General features: G+C 58.3%; 11 protein-coding genes and 3 pseudogenes. 6 read left to right on the forward strand and 8 right to left on the reverse strand.

Features of this window, described 5'->3' with window-relative positions:
- Positions 1-33 precede the first annotated feature (33 nt).
- The 4 genes from KGB07_RS04755 to KGB07_RS04770 form a co-directional block, all read right to left on the reverse strand.
- Complete coding sequence (locus KGB07_RS04755; RefSeq protein WP_223464747.1) at positions 34-1,038, reverse strand: ADP-ribosylglycohydrolase family protein; 1,005 nt, start codon at positions 1,036-1,038, stop codon at positions 34-36.
- On the reverse strand, positions 1,035-1,748 hold the full coding sequence (locus tag KGB07_RS04760; RefSeq protein ID WP_223464749.1) for a GntR family transcriptional regulator: 714 nt from the start codon (positions 1,746-1,748) through the stop codon (positions 1,035-1,037). The genes KGB07_RS04755 and KGB07_RS04760 overlap by 4 nt, the downstream gene beginning before the upstream one ends.
- Positions 1,749-1,832: 84 nt before the next feature.
- Positions 1,833-1,976 (reverse strand): hypothetical protein, encoded by a 144-nt coding sequence (locus KGB07_RS04765; protein WP_411741525.1) that lies wholly within the window; start codon positions 1,974-1,976, stop codon positions 1,833-1,835.
- Between the two features lie 226 nt (positions 1,977-2,202).
- The gene (locus KGB07_RS04770; protein ID WP_223464751.1) at positions 2,203-2,658 is read right to left on the reverse strand and encodes a transposase; all 456 of its coding nucleotides are present in this window, start codon (positions 2,656-2,658) and stop codon (positions 2,203-2,205) included.
- A 345-nt stretch (positions 2,659-3,003) separates the two neighbouring features.
- Between KGB07_RS04770 and KGB07_RS04775 the strand changes: the two are divergent.
- Positions 3,004-3,749 (forward strand): annotated as a pseudogene (locus KGB07_RS04775) (transposase); the annotation flags it as partial.
- Between the two features lie 6 nt (positions 3,750-3,755).
- On the opposite strand, the pseudogene KGB07_RS04780 reads toward KGB07_RS04775, so the two are convergent.
- Positions 3,756-3,950: pseudogene (locus KGB07_RS04780) on the reverse strand (Tn3 family transposase); the annotation flags it as partial.
- Positions 3,951-4,971: 1,021 nt separating this feature from the next.
- Here KGB07_RS04780 and KGB07_RS04785 point away from each other — a divergent pair.
- The 5 genes from KGB07_RS04785 to pncA are packed head-to-tail and all read left to right on the forward strand — an operon-like array spanning position 4,972 to position 9,782.
- Positions 4,972-6,018, forward strand: a complete 1,047-nt coding sequence (locus tag KGB07_RS04785; protein ID WP_223464754.1) for an ADP-ribosylglycohydrolase family protein — start codon at positions 4,972-4,974, stop codon at positions 6,016-6,018.
- The gene (locus KGB07_RS04790; RefSeq protein WP_223464756.1) at positions 5,999-7,393 is read left to right on the forward strand and encodes a purine-cytosine permease family protein; all 1,395 of its coding nucleotides are present in this window, start codon (positions 5,999-6,001) and stop codon (positions 7,391-7,393) included. The genes KGB07_RS04785 and KGB07_RS04790 overlap by 20 nt, the downstream gene beginning before the upstream one ends.
- Positions 7,390-8,325, forward strand: coding sequence for a PfkB family carbohydrate kinase (locus KGB07_RS04795; RefSeq protein ID WP_223464758.1), 936 nt, complete (start codon positions 7,390-7,392; stop codon positions 8,323-8,325). Before KGB07_RS04790 ends, KGB07_RS04795 begins: the two co-directional genes overlap by 4 nt.
- A gap of 41 nt (positions 8,326-8,366) precedes the next feature.
- Complete coding sequence (locus KGB07_RS04800) at positions 8,367-9,101, forward strand: GntR family transcriptional regulator (protein ID WP_223464759.1); 735 nt, start codon at positions 8,367-8,369, stop codon at positions 9,099-9,101.
- 12 nt (positions 9,102-9,113) lie between these two features.
- Positions 9,114-9,782 (forward strand): bifunctional nicotinamidase/pyrazinamidase, encoded by a 669-nt coding sequence (gene pncA, locus KGB07_RS04805; RefSeq protein WP_223464760.1) that lies wholly within the window; start codon positions 9,114-9,116, stop codon positions 9,780-9,782.
- A 794-nt stretch (positions 9,783-10,576) separates the two neighbouring features.
- Here the strand turns inward: pncA and KGB07_RS04810 are convergent.
- From KGB07_RS04810 to KGB07_RS04820, 3 genes and pseudogenes are all read right to left on the reverse strand, one after another.
- Positions 10,577-11,549: pseudogene (locus KGB07_RS04810) on the reverse strand (tyrosine-type recombinase/integrase).
- A complete protein-coding gene (locus tag KGB07_RS04815) occupies positions 11,542-11,775 on the reverse strand; it encodes an AbrB/MazE/SpoVT family DNA-binding domain-containing protein (RefSeq protein ID WP_223464761.1) in 234 nt (77 codons plus the stop codon). Before KGB07_RS04815 ends, KGB07_RS04810 begins: the two are co-directional and overlap by 8 nt.
- Before the next feature lie 2,486 nt (positions 11,776-14,261).
- Positions 14,262-14,735, reverse strand: a complete 474-nt coding sequence (locus tag KGB07_RS04820; RefSeq protein ID WP_223464762.1) for a hypothetical protein — start codon at positions 14,733-14,735, stop codon at positions 14,262-14,264.
- Positions 14,736-15,173 lie beyond the last annotated feature (438 nt).

Here is a 15,173-nt window from a genome sequence, read left to right on the forward strand (position 1 = left end):
TTCGCCTGCAGTCCATTGCGTGCTTTTTGCGTGTCAGGTGTTGCGCAGGGCGATCAGCCCCTGAACCAGTGGCTGCAGTTCCAGCGCGTTGACCTCAATGATTTTCGCGATCATCTCGGCGGGCCAGCAGTCCAGCCCCTCGCAGGCGCCGAGCATGGCGCCGAGGATGCCGGCGATGGTGTCGGTGTCGCCGCCAATACTGGCGGCCAGGCAGAGGGCCTCGAAGGCCTTGAGCTTGCCGAGCGCGACCCGTTGGGCCAGCGCGAAAGCCACCACCACCGACTCCTGGGAGGCCACCGAGGTACCGACCACGTCATACAGCAGATCGGCCAGTTCGGCGTCCGGGCAATCGCGGCTGAGCTCACGGGCCCAGCGAATCCGCGGCCCCAGGCGCCCGCCGGCGACCCAATGGCCGTGCTGTTCGGAGGTAAAGGCCATCTCGGTGCCGATATCCAGTGCGTGCGCCAGGCTCTGGCGGTTGATACCGCTGGAAATCACCGCGGCGACGGCAGCGGCGCTGGAGATCCCCAGGCTGGTGTTGTGGGTGACCTGGCAAGCCTGGATCACCGCCTCGAGAAAGCGCTGAGGCAGGGCGATATCGGCAGCGATGCCCACCGGAGTGATGCGCATGGCCGCCCCGTTGGTGGTGCCGTAGCGCCCGGCTTCTTCGGGGCTGTGGCCGGCGAGGATCATTTCAATGGCTCGCTTGGTCGACGGACCGAGCAAATCCTGCGAACCCTTGGCCTGCATCACCGCTTCCCAGGCGATCAGCCGCTCGGCCAGCAGGGGCGGTTCGATATGGCCATTGCCGTCGATCAGCAACTGCGCGACCAGGATCGCCTGTTCGGTGTCGTCGGTGATAGAACCGGCGGGCATGTTCGGGGCGATCGGCTGGTCGGGACCGGCGTCGACCAGCGTGGTGATGCTACCGAAGCGGGCCTGGATCTGTGCGCGGCTCAGGGATTGGGTCGGCATGCCCAGGGCGTCGCCCAAGGCAAGGCCGTAGAAGGCGCCGAGGGCGCGATGAATCGGGGTCATGTCGGGTTTCCAAACGCCAGGTGCAGGCGGAAATGCAGCGGATCGAGCAGGCTTTCGACCTGCTCCATGAAACGTCCTTGCTTGTCGTAGGTGGCGCGCAAGGCCTTGAGAAAGACCGTGCCCAGCGGACGGCCCAGCAGTTCGGCATATTCCGCGGACAGGGGTTCGGCGCCGATCCATTGATCGCCGCGATCACCGACGTAGCCGTAGGCCGCCAGGGTAATGGTCAGGGAGTTGTCAATCAGGCCGACGCTGGGCAGGCGTTCCAGGCCACCGCTGGCCGGTATCAGCGAATGTTCAAGGGAGACCGCGGTGCCTTCGGTATTGCGCCGGCGCCGATCGAGGGCGATGAACTGCTCGATACCGTAGCGACTGAACAGGTCTGGCCGCGTCACCGCTTCCAGGCGCAGCACCTCGGTATTGATCAGCGCCCCGCTGTCCGCTAGGGCCTGGGCCCAACCGGCGCGCTGGTCGAGGGGAATGCCATCGTAGGTGACGATGGAGCCCACGCCGCTCTGGGTCGCGATGTAGTTGCGCCGCTTGAGTTCGGCCAGGGCCTCGCGCAGCGTGCCACGGCTCACCGAGAATTCTTCGGCCAACTGATGTTCACCCGGCAAGAGCAAGCCGTCTTCGAGAAGACCGCTTTCGATGCGCCGGATCAGCTCATCGACCACCTTTTTTTTCTTATCGAATCGGACATGTCTAATCATGTTCAAATTAATAACCGAAACAGGCCTCAGGATGCAAGGGACTTATGTTTCAGGGAGATGAATGGTGGTGTGATTGAGAACAGCTCAGCACTCAAGGCCGATCGGGAAAAACTCGCCGCCACTCCACACGCCCAGCCAGGACTGGCCGTCGATTTGCCGGGGCACCGCCAGTTCCACCAGTTGGTAGAGTCGAGCAGTCTCGGTAGACGACGTCGAGTTCCATCGCACCCCAGCCGTGTAGTCTTGTGAGCAACCGCTATAGACACTAAGCTTCTATTTTTACCTGCAAGCCGTCTACCGCTGGTGAGTGGATTGACTCACTGGATTCGTGAATGGTTGTTTTACGCTACTTCAGCATCGAGCCATTGCGTTGATTGAGGTAGGCAATGATTTCGCCAACAATGGCCAAGGCAACGCTTGCCGGAGTATCGCCCCCCCCAAAAAAAAAGGTTCTTCACGGATTACCGGGAAAGACGCTCTTGATCTTCATGAAAAAGAACTCGCTGTCCCGGTAACCGTAAGCCATCCGTTTGATGACCTTTATTCGATTGTTTATCCCTTCCAATTGACCCGTGTGCATCGGCCAGCGAACTCGGCTTACGATCCCGCGCCAGTAACGTTTTAGCCGCTTGGCGAACTGAATCAAGGCGGGTATTTCGCTTTCATGGGCATGGCGCAGCCATTGTTTCCAAGTCATTCTCCAGCCCCAAGCCGTTGCCGCAGTCCAAAGCGTTTTGAGTTCGGCCTTCATCAGGTAGACCGTCATCAGCGTTTGGTTGGCTGCCAACAGATCCTGCAAGCGCACCAAAGGCTGGGCGTCATGACCCGCGCCAAAGATCACCAGTCGGCGCCGTGGCGCGATGTATTCGAGAAATACCTCGACTTCATCCTCACCGCTTCCGTAAATCATCAACTGAGACTTTTTGCGCTCAAGGGTACCGAGCAAATCGCTACGCAGGGTGTGTGTTCAAGCGCTTGGCAGTGGATGCCCTGGCACGGGCTCATAAAGGGGCTCAGGCCCATCCGAGCGCCGATTCGCACACGGAATTTTAGGCCCGCCGATATGACGGTCGCCAGGGCTGCCGGTTGACCGGTGGCCTTTACCCGTTGAAGCACTTCGATCAATAGACTCTGCTTGCCGGATTCATGGCGCTCCAGAAGCACATGCACTGTACCATTGCAGCCTTGCAGCCTGTCGGACTTTTCCGCTGCGCTCTAGGATAATCCCGGCATCTGCCCTGCCGATGACCAGCACATGAGCCGCTTTCGCACGATTGATCGCAAGACCGCCTACCTGCTCCCTCCATCGGTGGACGACTGGCTGCATGACGATCACCTGGCGCGCTTCATTCTCGAAGCCATCGAAAGACTCGATCTGGGCGCGCTCACCCGTGCTATGCCGGGCGCGACAGCGCCGCCTATCATCCCGAGGTGTTGCTCAGCCTACTGGTCTACGGCTATGCCACCGGAAATTTTTCCAGTCGCAAGATCGAGCGCGCGACTTACGACTCACTTGCCTTCCGCTATCTCGCCGCGGGTAGCCGCCCCGATCACGACACCCTCGCCAGTTTCCGCCGGCGTTTCCTCGACGAGTTAGCCGGCATCTTCTTGCAGGTGCTGGAGCTGGCGGGCGAAATGAAACTGCTCAAACTCGGTACTGTCAGCCTCGACGGCACCAAGCTGCATGTCAACGCCTCACGCCACAGCGCGCTATCGCATGGCCATCTCCAGGTAATCGAGGGCCAGCTGAAGGCCCAAGTTCAGGAGCTTCTGGCGCTGGCCGAGAGTGCCGACCAAGCGGATCTTCCCGACGGCATCAACCTGCCCGAGGAGATCAAGCGCCGGCAAGACCGGCTGGCCGCCATGGACATCGCGAAGGTCAAGATTGAGGCGCGCGCCCGCGTCCGTTTCGAGCAAGAGCAGGCCGCCTATCAGGCGAAACTCGACCAACGTGCCGCCGCGACCAAACTGACCGGCAAGCAGCCTGGCGGCAGGCCTCCCCTGGGTGGCGCGCTCCAGGTAGACCGTGTTCCACAGCACTATTGCGGCGGTCACCAGGTTGAGGCCGCTGGCACGGTAGCGCTGCTGTTCGAAGCTCCGATCCCTGATTTCACCGAGGCGGTTGAAGAACACCGCCCTGGCCAGGGCATTGCGTGCCTCGCCCTTGTTCAACCCAGCATGCACTCGACGACGCAGCTCAATGCGTGGATTGGACATAGAAAAACTCAACGCCGCAGTGAGCGGTATCCTGAGTAAGCACAAGGGCAAAATCGAGTCCCGCTGGACTCGTCCAACCCTTCACCAGGTCCTTCACCAGCGGATGGTTGGAGGGTTCAGGCTCGCGCCCTGGACTCCGTTTGGCCTGTTGCTGGTTGGTGCCCTTGGTGACTACGAAAGCATGCGGCAATTTCTGCTGACAGCCACCACCGCAGAAATGAGTCGCACGGTCATGATCAGCATCGCGGGTGGCTTCTTTTTCGGGGCGGTAGTTGTAGCGGCTCGCGTTTGAAAACACGCGGGCTCGCATTCAACGGCATTTCTGGCTCAAATTAACTGCGACCAGCCAAGGTCACCGGCTCAGATTAGCTGCAAGTGAGCTTGCATTCGACGGGGCGGGCTCGCATTCCATCGTCACGGGCTCACGCTATTTGCAATTACCAGGCAGGCTTGTTTTGCCTGATTAGATTCTAGACGTTTGTCGGGATGCGTCTCAAAAAAACCGTACAGACCCTTGCGATACGTAAATTATGTCTCGCGGTCTCGACTCGTTTGGGTCTACCCATACGGGACAGATCACAGTTGCTTTTAATCTGAGTCGATGAGACGGCAATGTGAGCTGGTCGCAAATAATGTGAGCTCACTTGCAGCTAATCTGAGCCAGTGGTTACAGATAGATACAAATAATGTGAGCCGAAAAATGGGACAAATGCGAGCCCGGCTGTTTTCAAACGCGATCCGCTACACCTATTCCGTTTCTAACGAGGCTCCAAATACGCTTAATTATCTTAAACATATCTTTGGCCCTCCCTCCTTACGTGGGGCCAAACTCCGCCAGCTTGGGGAGCCTACAGAATTCGGAAAAAAGATAAAAACTGCCTGGGTGCCCGGACGTCCATCAACGGCGTCGTGCGGTTATAGAAATACACTGGACTGATATTGGATCTATATTGGCATCATTTATGCCTCTGAAAGCCTACCTCCCGCTTTCAGAGATTCGATGGGTATGCCAGTAACACTCACACCTCGCACCGACGCGATCCTTGGTTGCCTCTACGGCCAGGCCATAGGCGATGCCCTGGGTATGCCCTCGGAACTGTGGCCCCAGGCCCGGGTGCGCAAGCACTTTGGCTGGATCGACAGTTTCCTCCCGGGGCCTGAGGAAAACGTCGCCGCTGCCGGCTTCATTGCCGGCCAATACACCGATGATACCGAGCAGGCCATAGCCTTGACCGACGCGCTGATCGAATGCGGGGGCCAAGTGGTTCCCGAGGTGATCGCCCGGCACATTCTTGACTGGGCCCTGCGCATGGGCGCCTTCGACAAGAACATCCTCGGCCCCAGCTCCAAGGCGGCGTTGCTGGCGATTCGTGGTGGGCAAGCGGTGGCCAGTATCGTCTCCAACGGCGTGACCAATGGTGCCGCGATGCGCGTGGCGCCGCTGGGCTGCCTGGTACCCACCGCCGACCGCAAGCATTTTATCGAGCAGGTGGTGCTGGCTTCGAGTCCGACGCACAAGTCCGACATTGCGGTAGCCGGTGCTGGGATGATCGCCTGGTGTGTGAGCCGTGCGATCGAAGGCGCCGACTGGGGGCAGATTAAAACCGAGATGATGCCCCTGGCACGGGAGATTCAGACCCGCCTGGCCTCGACCTTCAGCCCCTGCCTGGCGCTGCGTACGCGCTATGCGTTGGACATCGCCGCTGGTGTGTGCGGGCAGTCGGACCTGGATGCCCTGACAGAACTCTATGAAAGCGTCGGTGCCGGCATGGACACCCTGGAGTCGGTGCCCTGCGCCGTGGCACTGGTGGATCTGGCGCGCACCGACCCAGTGCGCTGCGCGATCCTCGCCGCCAACCTGGGCGGCGACACCGACACCATCGGCGCCATGGCCACGGCCATTTGCGGCGCACTGCACGGCGCCCAACGCCTCCCCGACGCCTGGAAACGCCAGATCGCCGAGGCCAACCAGATTGATTTACTGCCCTACGCCCTCTCCCTTAACCAACTGCGGCACACCAAGGAGTCCCGTCATGCACAAACCCAACAGTAAACCGGCAATGACCCTGGAAAGCACTGGCATCGACCTGGTTCCCGAGGACCAACGCACCGGCACACCCGGCGAGTTGTTCTGGATCTGGACCGCCGCCAACATCGGCATTCTTGGGATTGTCTACGGCGCGATCATCGTGTCCTTTGAACTGTCGCTGATCCAGGCATTGCTGGCCGGACTGGTCGGGGTCGCCAGCTTTGCACTGGTGGGCTTCACCAGCTTCGCCGGCAAACGCGGGCGCACCTCGACCTTGACCTTGTCCAGGGTGATCTTCGGGATCAAGGGTAACGTACCGCCGACCGCCTTCAGTTGGATCAACCTGCTGGGCTGGGAGGCGGTCAACGTCATTACCGGGACGCTGACCCTGGTGGCGTTGTTCCAGGCCTTGGGCTTTGCCGCCGGTACCTGGCTGAGCGTGTTAAGCCTGGCCTTATTTGGCGGCCTGACCGTCATCGTCAGCCTGCTGGGGCAGAACACCGTCGCCTCGCTGCAACGCTGGTTCGGCAAGGTCTTTGGTGCGTTGACGTTGGTGGTGGTGGCTTACATCGTCGCCCACACGCCTTGGGCCGAGGTACTGGCGCGGCCATCCGGCAGTTGGTTGAGCGGGTTTCTACCGGCGGTGTCGATCATTGCCGCAGGTACCGGTATCAGTTGGGCGATTGCGGGGGCCGACTACAGTCGCTTTCAGCATGAAGACGCCAGCAGCGGGCGGATCTTTGCCGCCGTGGTCGGCGGTGCCGCCCTGCCTCTGCTGATCCTGATCGGCACCGGTGTGCTGCTGTCGGCGCAGTTGCCAGGGCTGTCCAGTGACGCCAACCCCATCGCCCTGGTCGGCACTGTGCTGCCGACCTGGATGGCCGTGCCGTACCTGCTGGCGGCCACCGCAGGTATCGTTTCAATTGCGGTGTTGAGCCTGTATTCGGCGAGCCTGAACCTGCTGACCCTCGGGGTGCAGGTCAAGCAGAGCCTGGCAATTACGGTGGACGCGTTATTGGTGCTAGGGGTGGCGGTGTATGTGATTTTTATCTCCGGCGAGTTTATCGGGCCGTTCATTTCATTCCTGGTGTTCTGTGGCGTGTTTCTCTCCGCGTGGGAGGCGATCTTTGTCCTCGACTATTTCTACCTGCGCCGCCATCAGGGCTATGACCCGGACGCACTCTATGGCCTGCATAACCGTGGCGTGCAGGTGGTGCCGTTAGCCTGCTGGGTCATCGGCGCCATCAGCGGCTTGCTGGTGAGCAAGACCGGGTTTATCGACGGCCCACTGGCCCTGGGTATTTTTGCCAACTCCAGCCTGGGGTTGTTCGTCTCGTTTCTAGCAAGCCTGATGTGCTACGGGATGTGGCTGCTGTTCGGACCGAGGAAAATGGCATGACTACGCTGTTCAAGGCCCAGCGCCCAGTAGTGGTCATCGGCGGTGCCATCGGTGACATCGTGCTCAACCTCGACCAACTGCCCAGGAGTGGCGGCGACACTTTGGCCGTGGAAACCGGTCGTCAGGTGGGCGGGTGCGGCTTTAACGTCGCACGCGCGTTGCGGCGGCTGGAGGTCGAGGTGATCAACGGCATGACTGTCGGCAATGGCCCATGGGGCGAGCAGATCGCTGCCCAGATGCAGGCCCTGACCCTGCCGGTGCTGTTGCGCGATCTGAATCAGGACAATGGTTGGTGCCTAGCCCTGGTGGAGCCCAATGGCGAGCGCACGTTTGTGACAGTCACCGGTTGCGAGACCCAATGGCACACCACGGCGTTGGACTCGCTGCCCCTGGATGCTCAGGCGATCGTTTACGCCAACGGTTATGAGCTGGTGGGCGACGCGGGGGCGACGCTGCGCCAGTGGCTGCTGGACTTACCCCGACAGCAATGCTGTTTTCTGGATTTCGGGCCACGCATCGTCGACCTGCCGTCGGCGTTTATCAGTGCATTGGCAGGTAGCAATACCACGCTGTCCCTCAACCGTCAGGAAACCGCCCTGCTCTGCGGCGAGGGCGAGCCGGTGGCGCAAGCCCAGGCACTGGCGCAGCGCCTGCAACTGAACGTGCTGTGCCGCCTCGATCACGAAGGCGCCTGGTGCTGCCAACCCGGCCAGCCTCCCCAGCCGGTGCCGGCGTATCCCGTGCAGTTGGTGGACACTGTTGGTGCGGGCGATGCCCATTGTGCCGGGGTGCTGGCAGGATTGGCAGCAGGCTGGTCGCTGATGGCGGCCGCCGACCTGGGCAATCGCGTCGCCGCTTGTGTCGTCGAACAGACCGGCGCCGCGGGTGCACCGGACTGGGACCATTTACGCAGAAGATTTTACCCAGGCTGATCAGGCACACTACCCACACTGAACACGAGCGAACGCCGGTTATGGATGATTTGATAACGACGCTGCGACACCATTGCCAAGGCGCGGCCCATGGGCCCAAGTACCTGCAATTGGCCCAGGCCATCGAGACGGTGATTCGCCAACGCGTTCTAGCCCCTCACGACTTTTTGCCCGCCGAGCGCGTCATGGCCGAGGGCCTGGGCCTGTCGCGGGTCACGGTGACCAAGGCCATAGCCCAGTTGGAAAAACAAGGGCTGGTGATCCGTCAGCAAGGCATCGGCACACGGGTGGCCCAACACCTTGATTACTCCCTGAACGCCGAACCTGGTTTCACCGCCCAGGTGGAGCGCGAAGGCGGCCAGGTCAGCAACCAATGGCTGCTGCGGGTCAAGCTCAAGGCGCCGGCACTGATTGCCAGCAGCCTCGGCATCGCTAGCGGTGCGCCGATTGCCAAGCTGCGGCGCATACGCCTGGTGGATGGCGTGCCGGTGTCCCTGGAGACCACCTACATTCCCGAACAGTACCTGCCAGACCCGGCCCAACTGGAACACTCGCTGTATGCCTTATGGGAAAGCCGCGGCATTCGCGCCGCGCGCAAAACCTTCTCCCTCAAGGCTCTGGCGTGCACCGCCGAGGTTGCCGAATGGCTGAACATCCAAGCTGGGGCGCCCCTGATGAGAATCAAGCAACTGAGCTATGGCCCTGACGATTCATTGCTGGAATACAGCGAAACCCTGTGCCGCAGCGACATCTACGAAATCGAATTCAACGCTTAGACGGTGGCTCCCATGACTGCAATCGACCTGTCACGCAGCGTCCTGCTGGTGATCGACGTGCAAAATGACTTCATCCCCGGCGGTGCGCTGGCGGTCAACGACGGCGAGGCCGTAATCCCACGGATCAATCAGGTGGGCCGGCACTTCAAACAGGTGGTGATCACCCAGGATTGGCACTCCGCCAACCACATCTCCTTCGCCGAAAACCACTTCGGACGTAGCCCGTTCGACTGCATCGACCTGCCTTACGGGCCTCAGACTCTGTGGCCGACCCACTGCGTGCAAGGTAGCAGCGGCGCCGAACTGCATGTAGACCTCGACCTGCCTCACGCGCAGCTGATTTTACGTAAGGGCTGCAATAGCGGCATCGACAGCTATTCCGCGTTCGTCGAGGCCGACCGCCGTACCAGCACCGGCTTGGCCGGGTACCTCAAGGCGCGAGGTATCGACACCGTGTACCTCACCGGCCTAGCCCTAGATTTTTGTGTGGCCTGGTCGGCGCTGGATGCGCGAGCAGCTGGACTGAACACCTTTGTCGTGGTCGATGCATGCCGAGGTATTGACCTGGATGGATCGCTGGCCAAGGCCGTCCGGCAGATGCAGGCGGCGGGTGTCCAACTGATCACGACCAATACGTTTCATGACCCCCAAGAGAACCCATCAATACCTGTCGCCGTTTAGCGTACGATTTTTTCCGAATTCTGTAGGCCCCCCTGCATGGCCTCCGTGCGACCCGTACATCACGCACTGAAGGACGAAGCTGACATTGCCCAGGTCTAGGATTGGCCCAGTCACAATCAGGAGCTGTTTCATTTTCCAGCGATCTATCTCCTGCTCACGTCAGAGGTCACTGACCTTCAAGGCCCATGACTGAACTGGATACGTCGTTCTGGCGTAACGCCATAACCTTGGTTAGCAGATGCTCAATCTCTATTGGTGATTCAGCCTGCGCGTTGATACCTGGCGCTGTCAGATGCACTTTGCGGCCAGGACACTTTTGTATCCATGTCTCCAGAGGTGCTCTAACAACGGACTCAACCAGCTGGGACAACCAGATCGAGAACTCCCCTATGAGGTTTCCCTTACTCACTCGTGGTAGCACTGCAGTGTTATTGGCTCTCAGCTGTTGAAGGACCGTCCACAGTTCTGCCTGACGGTTGGCAGTCGACCAATCCCTTTCACCGGGTGCGGGTACCAAAGTGAGAATAACTTCAGAAAGATCAGGCATGGCCACCTTTGGGTATCAAGTCGAGCGGTCGAAAAATCATTACTCGGGGAATGGTAAGCCAAAGCAAGAGGTCTTGTTTTTTGTTTGGCAACAAAAGCCTTCAGAAATCCTAGCAAGCGGGCTTTGAGCCCGCTTCAGATCACCGGCTAACCACCCTGCACCGGTTGCCCGAGACACGGATATCTAGGGATATATAGGGATGTGTAGGAAAATTCGCTATACATCCCTATATATCCCTACGTCCGTGTCAGTAACGGACCTTGAAGGTCGGCGAATCCTCGGGCCGGGAGTGGCGCCGATCATAGAGCTTGGTGGTGCTGATATTGGCGTGCCCGAGCCAGGCCTGGACTTTGGCGATGTCAGCTTCGTGTTCCAGGGCATTGGTCGCAGCGGTGGCGCGCAGGCCATGCACACCAAGGCCGGCGACGGCGATCCCGGCCGCTTGGGCGTACTGGCCGACCAGGGCATAAATGCCCTCGGCGGAAATCCCGCTCCCCGTTTTCGGCCCGCGTAGCGGGCGAAACAGCGGCGCTTTGTCTTGCTCCAGGTGATGTCCCGAAGCCTCGAGATAGCTATGCAGGCGTTCGGCGGCGACCGGGTGCAGCGGCACATAACGGAGCTTGCCGCCCTTGCCGTGGATGCGCAGGTGTTGAATACCGCGACGCTGCTGCAGGTCGTCGACCTGCAGGCGGGCGGCCTCCTCGCGGCGCAGGCCGTGGTAGAGCAAGACGGCGAGAATCGCCCGATCGCGCCGGCCTTTCAGCGTGGCCGGATCGGGGGCCTCGAGCAGAGCCTTGGCCTGGTGATCGGCGAGGGCCGGGGTTTTACCCTCATTGGTTTCAATCTTTGGGCGCTTGACGCCGTGCACCGGATTGCCGCCGGCGACCGCGTTGCGGTCCAGCAGGTGATCGAACAGGCTGGCCAGGGCGGCGAGTTTGCGTCGCTGGGTGGCCCCGGAGAGGCCGCGTTGCTCGAACTGGTGGCGCCAGGCGGGGACGTGAGCGCGGGTCACTTCCCGAAACTGCTCGGGTGTGCAGGCCGATAAAGCCGCAGAAATCTTCGATATCGCTCTGGTAGGCGCGGCGCGTGCGCGGGTTGGCCAAGTTGGCGAACCATTCGACGGCGGCTGGGACTGTGGCCAGGCCCTGGAGCTCGGCGGCGGTCAGGCGGCGCGCGGCCGTGGCGTTGTCGGCATATGCGGGCCGGGGAGGCTTAGTCATCGGGCAGGTCCTTGCCGAAGGTGTCCCAGCGGCCGACCAGCTCATCGAGCCGATCCGGAATTCGCGGGGTCTTGCTGAGCACCAGGCAGCGGGTGCTGCCGACGACCTCCTCGACCAGGTACAGGGTGTCGCCGACGTCGACGCCGAGTTCCTGCAGCGCTTCATCCGGGAGGCGGAGGGCGCCGTCGCCGTCCCAGTCCTCGATCACCAGGTGTTGGGTTTTCATGGGCCTGCTCCTGCACGAAAAAACTCACGATAACCGTTTTTATCGATAGTTTCTCCGCTTACCTTTCAATGGGAAATCGATAGAAGAATATGCTCCCCGTGAACTTGACGAACTCACTGAGCGAGCGTTTTTTTTCAAACACCCAATAGAAATCAGCTCCTTGATAGTTAGAACGACATCCAGTGCTGGCACTGCGTGAATTGGGATGACAACCTATTAGAAGCTATACAGCCCTGCGCTCTACCATCGTTGATATTCATGCCAATATAAATAAATCAAAGTGCAACGCATTAACCACCGAGACACAAGTACAGAAACTAGCCATCCGAAAAGCCAACTCTTCCGAAGCAAAATAACAATTACTCGACGCAGCCTCCAATAAAAAATCAAAAACAGCCTATCACGCCCCCTCATTCGCACCGTGACACCCCTGCCCTCGCTAACTGGAGGCACATCTTAAAAATCATCATAATACAAAAAATAGCTGCAAATCACACCCACCATAGCGCCTTAGTAATCTTCAATCGCAACCCTCAGCCGAGTGGCGAAATCGAAACTGTTTTCCATATAGATAGTATAGCGATGGCACGATACCGGCTTGCTAGAGAAATCGAATTTGATTTCCATATAGATAGATTAGCGATCGCGAGGTAATTACTGCCACTCCAGCTCTTACCAATAACCAACCGCAGACCTCTGCTGATTAGCGAAATCGAAACTGTTTTCCATATAGATAGTATAGCGACAGCACGATACCGTGCTTGCTAGAGAAATCGAATTTGATTTCCATATAGATAGATTAGTGATCGCAAGGTAATTACTGCCACTCCAGTTCTTACAAATCACCAACCGCAGACCTCTGCTGAGTAGCGAAATCGAAACTGTTTTCCATATAGATAGTATAGCAACAGCACGATACCGGCTTGCTGGAGAAATCGAATTTGATTTCCATATAGATAGATATGCGGAAGTATTTGTGCAACATCTAAAAGCTGGAGAGTTCACCACATGCTTGCCATGCTGAATCAGAGAAGAAATCGAATTCGTTTTCCAAATAGATAGATACTATGGAAACTAAAACACCCAATCACCGCAAGGAGGATGCAGTAGCAATAGGCTGGTACGCACTCACCTTGCCAGCTTTTTGGCTGCACTTTAGGTGCTACGGATAACCGGGGTTATAGCCTCGGCCATTGAGCTGTTCGCCAAAATGCCTGTGCCCGTCAACGACGTCACAGTCTCTCCTCTAAGGAAAAGGTTGATTACAAGAGCGAATCTAGCCAGCATCTTGAGATGCGATGCAGCTAAGAACGCGAGAGAAGCAATTTCCGTAATATGCGCATCCCTTCTAGAGATTGCGCCCAGACTCAAAAATGAGGATTTCTACGAAGAGACAGGAGGCAAAACATCGCCAACAATCCCGAGTAAGGGGTGCCATTCAGGCCTGGCCCATCCTATGGGGTGCCCCACATGCCCCTTGATATTCTGACGACCAATCTTCATGGCCTTAAAAAATAGTTGTTGGGCTAAACCCAATCATATTGGCGGTAAAATTACACATCGTCCTACGCCTACCTGTAAAATAGGTGAGTATCAAAAATTGTGGTGTTGCGAAAGTACTGTTACTTTTAGTGGCCAAACCTATTCAGATCCAGCAAAAGAAAAGCAAACCACGCGCACAACTAAAGTGCAAGAACGATGAGATTGGTCAAACGCCTGATTGTTGACAGTAGGACACCACACGCTCAACCAAAACAGGCTCGTTGCCATCAACATCGCTCGTCCGAATCAGCCTGAAAATTATGGGTCAGCAGCGACTCGTTGAGCGCTCCGACAACCCTGGGCTCACGCATGAGTTCCAGCGCCGTGTACGACACCGCTACCGCCACCTTTAGGGAGTCCAAAGTAAGAGTCCGGCGAAGTCACCTACCTGATCCCCGCTATAAAGGCGATGGTGCCCGCCTTAGTCACGCAGGGTGACTTCGGCGGACGCTTACCAAACACCTACGAAGGATCGCAAAAAAAAGGATTAGCGTGGGGATGTAGGCTATTTGTCCTTGCGGACAAGGAGTTATCAAGGAAAGGGTTCACTGCCGCATAGGCAGCTCAGAAAATCCAGAAGGAAGGCGATCTGCAGAGTGACATGTTCACTGCCGTGAGAAGCAGGGGGGCTTGCGGTTCAGTGAGCATTGACCGTACTAACTGCGTAGCCAGTTTATGGGTATCGTCGCCGACTCCCTGACAGCCCACAGCACCTCTCACGAGCTTTTTCGATTCGCTTACAAGTTACTCGTAGGTGCTGCTCAATCTGCAAACAAAACCTCCCGGTTCACTGACGGACACCTATGAGGAGCTTTAAGTGCCTTTCAATATGAAGGGACCGCGTGATTTTCTAAATAGTGCACCTATGAGTAACCTGCAGGCCGCAGACCTATTGCCGAGGCAGGAGTGCGGATAGCTGTCTTTATGTGAGCCGCGGGTATGCCCTAGTCGCCGATCTTCTCCTGGACCACCAGCGAGGCCGAGACTTTTCCGCTTTTGAAGTTCACCACACTGAACTTGGCCGTCCGGCGGTTTGACGCCAAGGCGCTCGAAGGCGTTTCGATGCATGCTTGGCCGTTCGTGATCACGATCGGCGTGGCCGCACCAGTTGCCCAGCTATAACTGGTGCCACTGTTTGTGAGGTGAGGATCCCGAAAGATGTTGGGCGTCCAGTGCCAATTTCCCCGGGCAGCAACGATTGAGGAAACGGATGCCAAGTCTTCACTGGTGGCCAGCCGCCCCTTAATCGCCGGCCGGCATTTCGCCACCGAGCCCTTGGCCAACATGTAGTCGGTCCGCTGCAGTAAGGCTGACGTGTTGTTGGTGTAGAGGTCAATCGACACCGCCAGCACGGCTGGCCGTATGGTCCGATACTGCGGCGTACCAAAGGTCGTTGAGACGAATACTGGGCTCCGCACGCCTACTCCTGTCGAAACTTTAAGTAACGAAGAGGAGGAGCAGGAGCAGGTAACGCAATACCGTAGTATCCCGAAGGATGACCCAAAAGCTTTACGCCGCTCTCTAAATGCTTTGGCAGCTGACGCTTCATGCGATGCGAGCTGATGTGTAACAAATTATGTAGTTGACAACTATTTGTATAAAGCCGCGCACGTCCTCCTTTCCGATCCGATAACGTCGATTCAGCAAAGCACTTTATGGAGACGTGAGCATGTTGGATCGCGCAAGTATTGATAGCGGAAAAGTGGGGACGGTTGAATTCAAATGGCACACTCTCACGAAAATTGAGTGTCGTCTGATGACGCTGAGCTTGCTGGCTACTGGGCTAATGTCGGTGCTTGTTCGCCAATTCGACGCGGCATCAGTCGAGATCACGGCTTCGCGTCTGCAGTTCGTCT

This window comes from Pseudomonas sp. GL-RE-26, from assembly GCF_019956275.1.
GTDB classification, from domain to species: domain Bacteria; phylum Pseudomonadota; class Gammaproteobacteria; order Pseudomonadales; family Pseudomonadaceae; genus Aquipseudomonas; species Aquipseudomonas grandcourensis.

Coding starts and splice junctions, on each gene's coding strand:
- KGB07_RS04755 (WP_223464747.1), bottom strand. CDS start 1,038: ATGACCCCGATTCATCGCGCCCTCGGCGCCTTCTACGGCCTTGCCTTG.
- KGB07_RS04760 (WP_223464749.1), bottom strand. CDS start 1,748: ATGATTAGACATGTCCGATTCGATAAGAAAAAAAAGGTGGTCGATGAG.
- KGB07_RS04770 (WP_223464751.1), bottom strand. CDS start 2,658: ATGATTTACGGAAGCGGTGAGGATGAAGTCGAGGTATTTCTCGAATAC.
- KGB07_RS04785 (WP_223464754.1), top strand. CDS start 4,972: ATGCCAGTAACACTCACACCTCGCACCGACGCGATCCTTGGTTGCCTC.
- pncA (WP_223464760.1), top strand. CDS start 9,114: ATGACTGCAATCGACCTGTCACGCAGCGTCCTGCTGGTGATCGACGTG.
- KGB07_RS04795 (WP_223464758.1), top strand. CDS start 7,390: ATGACTACGCTGTTCAAGGCCCAGCGCCCAGTAGTGGTCATCGGCGGT.
- KGB07_RS04815 (WP_223464761.1), bottom strand. CDS start 11,775: ATGAAAACCCAACACCTGGTGATCGAGGACTGGGACGGCGACGGCGCC.
- KGB07_RS04800 (WP_223464759.1), top strand. CDS start 8,367: ATGGATGATTTGATAACGACGCTGCGACACCATTGCCAAGGCGCGGCC.
- KGB07_RS04790 (WP_223464756.1), top strand. CDS start 5,999: ATGCACAAACCCAACAGTAAACCGGCAATGACCCTGGAAAGCACTGGC.